Below are 3,658 nucleotides of genomic sequence, written 5' to 3' on the forward strand. Positions count from 1 at the left end.
GCGCTGGTGCGGCTGCTGAAGGAAAACGAGGAATTGAAGGACCGAGCGCTTCGCGTCGCGGCAGAGATGGAGAACCTGCGCCGTCGCACCGTGCGCGACGTGCATGACGCGCGCGCCTATGCGGTGGCCAATTTCGCGCGCGACATGCTGTCGGTGTCGGACAATCTGCGCCGCGCGCTGGACGCCATTCCGGCCGAAGCCAAGGCGTCGGGCGATGCCGGCTTCAAGGCCCTGATCGAGGGCGTCGACCTTACCGAGCGCGCCATGCTTGCGGCGCTGGAGCGGCATGGGGTGAAGAAGCTCGCGCCGGAAGGCGAGAAGTTCGACCCGAACTTCCACCAGGCGATGTTCGAGGTGCCCAATCCCGATGTTCCCTCAGGCACCGTCGTCCAGGTCGTCCAGCCCGGCTATTCGATCGGCGACCGCGTGCTGAGGCCAGCCATGGTCGGCGTCGCCAAGGGCGGCCCGAAGGCCGCTGTCGCCGAGGCGCCGGTCGAGCCGGGGCCGGTGAACGAGCAGGCCGAGAAGGATGCCTGATAGTGAGTAGCGAATAGGGAGCAGTGAGTAGGGGGACAGATACTAATCTGCGGCTTCGTGCTATTGCCCTACTCCCTATTCGCTATTCACTACTCGCTCAGCCCATGAACCTCATCGAGCTTCTCGACTATGCCGGCGTCGCCGTCTTCGCGGCGACAGGCGCGCTTGCCGCTTCGCGCAAGCAACTCGACATCATCGGCTTTCTGTTCCTGGCCTGCGTCACCGGTATCGGCGGCGGCACGTTGCGCGACGTCATCCTCAACCTGCCGGTGTTCTGGGTCGCCAACCGCGACTATGTGCTGATCTGCGTGGTGGTCGCGGTGCTAGTCTTCTTCAGCGCCCACCTGGTCGAATCCCGCTACAAATTGCTGCTCTGGCTCGACGCCATCGGCCTCGCCGCCTTCTCGGTGATGGGCGCCGCCAAGGGCCTCGCCATCACTGGCTCACCGGTCGTCGCCACCATCATGGGCGTGCTGACCGCCACCTTCGGCGGCATCCTGCGCGATCTTCTGGCGGGGGAGCCGTCGGTGCTTCTGCGGCCCGAGATCTACGTCACGGCGGCTCTTGCGGGTGCGGCCCTTTTCACCGTCGGTGACCTTGCCGGCCTGCCGCCGTTGGCGGCGGGTCTGCTGGGTTTCGCCGCGGCATTCATTGTGCGCGGCGGCGCGCTCAAATTCGGCTGGGCCTTTGCGTCTTACAAAAGCAGGCCCGGACGGCGGCCGGAGGATATTCCATGAGAGAGAGCGAATAGCGAATAGGGAGTAGCGAATAGGGGCTGACGCAGCTCCCGCTGGTCAGTATTCGCTGTTCGCTGAGTTATGCCGCGAAGCGCTGGGCTTCCCCGCCATAATAGTTGACGTAGCGCGCACCGATCTCCTTGACCGGCATGACGACAAAGACGTCGACGGTCGAGAATTCATGATCGATGACGCAGCCGTCGCCGATGCGGGCGCCGACGCGCAGGTAACCCTTGACCAGCGGCGGCATCGCCGCGATCGCGGCCTTGGCGTTGACCGCCTCGATCGGCATCAGGTCCATGGGGCAGTAACGGCCCGCGACCGCCTTGACGTCCCAAGCCGAATTGGTGCGGCAGTGATGGGCGAGATAGGTCAAGGCCTCGGCATGCGCTGCCGGCACGATGCCGTGGAAGGAGGCGCAGCCGGTCATCACGCCGATGCCGTAGTGGTTGATGTAGGCCCAGATGCCTTGCCACAGCGCCTCGATGGTGCGCTTGGAACGGTATTCCGGCAGGACACAGGAGCGGCCGAGCTCGAGGAAACGCTGACCGGGATGACGGGCGATCAGCTTGGTCAGCTCGAACTCGCCCTCGGAATAGAAACCGCCAGCCGTCGCCGCGATTTCCTGCCGCAGCAGCCGGTAGGTGCCGACGATGCGGCGGTGCTCAGGGCCGGGGAGCGAGGTGTCGAACACCAAAAGGTGATCGCAGAGCGGGTCGAAACGGTCGGCGTCGCGACGGTTCTGCGCCTGGAACAGGTCCTTCCTGGCACCGAGCTCGTCATAGAATACCCGGTAGCGCACTTCCTGGGCGGCCGCGATCTCGGCCTCGTTGCGGGCAAGCCGCACTTCGAGATTGCCGATGCGGCCGAGAGGGGTGCCTGTTGCGACGGCATCGCCGGTCCGCGCGGCGAGCAGGGCGCCGCCGGCATTCGGCCGAGTGTCACATTCCGGCATAACTGTATGCACGAGTGATTCTCCTTCGAGCCATCCCTCTTGGCACGGGGATACGGTGTAGGTGCAACAGGATTGTGACAGTACCGTGATACGCAGCGGCGGGCAATACTTCGTCGGCTGGCGAATGCCTTCATCCGGCTACCTTTAGCTGGGCAAAGCCAGGCAATCCAAGGCGTGTGCCGGGGGCAAAAAATTCAGGCCGCGACCTGCGCCTCGACAGCGCTGACCAGGGCGTCCGGGTCGAGCGGCTTGGTGACGAAGCCGCTGGCGCCGTGCGCCAGTACCGTGTGGCGGGTCTTTTCCTGGCTGTCCGCCGACAGCACCATGATCGGGACGGGCGGCACCGCCAGCGCCTCCTCGTGGCGGCGAATGGCGGCGATGGCATCCAGCCCGTCCATGACCGGCATGTGCAGGTCCATCAGCACCACGTCGAAGCGGTGCTTCAGGCCGGCATCAGTGACAGCCTCGACGGCGGCCTTGCCGTTGCCGACCACCTTGACGCGATGCCCGGCCTTCAGGAGCGTGGCGCGGGCGAGCATGGCGTTGATGTCGTTGTCCTCGGCGATCAGCACCGACAGGCCCTGCTCGCCACGGCGGCCGCCGGCGCGCACGGGCGGCGCGCCGCGCTTGTCGGCTTGCGGCAGGGGCAGGGCTGGCGCGTGGCTGGTCAAGAGCACGCGCAGCAGCGTCTCGCCGCGCACCGGCCGCGCCAGGAAGGTGGCGTAGCCGTTGGCGCGGAATTCGCCGAGCATGCCGCGGTCGGTCGGCGCGATTAACGTGATCGCCTCACAGTCGGCAAAACCGTTCTGGCGCAAGCGCTTGAGCAAGCGCCCGTCGCTGTTTTCCATGGCGGCATCGACCAGTAGAACGTCGCAGCCGGTGGCGAAAGGCGTTGCCTGGGCAAGCGTCGTCGCCAGGTCGACGGCGCCGCCATGGGCGCGGATGGTGCGCGCGATGGCGTCGGCCTCGACCGCGTTCTTCGACACGATCACGGCGCGCCGGCCGGAGAGGATGTCCTGCCGGTTCTGCGGCGGCTCGGTTGCGGCCACGGCCGGAAGCTCGAAGACGAATTCGGATCCCTCGCCGAGCCGGCTCGACACTGAAATCGAACCGCCCATGGCGGTGACGAGGCGCCTGGATATGGCAAGGCCGAGGCCTGCGCCGCCATGCACCCGGGTTGAGGTGCCGTCCGACTGTTCGAACTCCTCGAAGATGCGTTCCATGTCCTCTTCGCGAAGCCCCGGACCAGTGTCGGTAATGGTGAAGCAGATGCGGTCGGTGGTCTCGGTGCGCGCCCGCGCGACACCGAGCAGCACGCCGCCGGTGTCGGTGAATTTGATGGCGTTGCCGATGAGGTTGAGCAGCACCTGGCGCACCCGGCCTGGATCGGCGGTGATCATCTGCGGGACGTCCGGCTCGACATGGCAGC

General features: G+C 66.3%; 4 protein-coding genes. 2 read left to right on the forward strand and 2 right to left on the reverse strand.

From position 1 onward, the window contains the following. Together grpE and EOA33_RS28030 are read left to right on the forward strand one after the other, a co-directional pair. Positions 1-537: nucleotide exchange factor GrpE (gene grpE / locus EOA33_RS28025; RefSeq protein WP_127407116.1), on the forward strand; the 537-nt coding region annotated here is incomplete at its 5' end. 104 nt (positions 538-641) lie between these two features. Beyond that, the gene (locus tag EOA33_RS28030; RefSeq protein WP_126058284.1) at positions 642-1,274 is read left to right on the forward strand and encodes a trimeric intracellular cation channel family protein; all 633 of its coding nucleotides are present in this window, start codon (positions 642-644) and stop codon (positions 1,272-1,274) included. A 79-nt stretch (positions 1,275-1,353) separates the two neighbouring features. Here the strand turns inward: EOA33_RS28030 and EOA33_RS28035 are convergent, their stop codons facing one another. Beyond that, positions 1,354-2,241, reverse strand: coding sequence for a GNAT family N-acetyltransferase (locus EOA33_RS28035; RefSeq protein WP_126058285.1), 888 nt, complete (start codon positions 2,239-2,241; stop codon positions 1,354-1,356). Positions 2,242-2,423: 182 nt separating this feature from the next. Then, on the reverse strand, positions 2,424-3,658 hold a 1,235-nt coding region (locus EOA33_RS28040), incomplete at its 5' end, for a response regulator (RefSeq protein ID WP_127407117.1).

The organism is Mesorhizobium sp. M4A.F.Ca.ET.050.02.1.1, from assembly GCF_003997725.1.
GTDB lineage: Bacteria > Pseudomonadota > Alphaproteobacteria > Rhizobiales > Rhizobiaceae > Mesorhizobium.

Excerpts from the sequence above, each read along its gene's own strand:
- EOA33_RS28030 (WP_126058284.1), top strand. The coding sequence starts at position 642 with ATGAACCTCATCGAGCTTCTCGACTATGCCGGCGTCGCCGTCTTCGCG.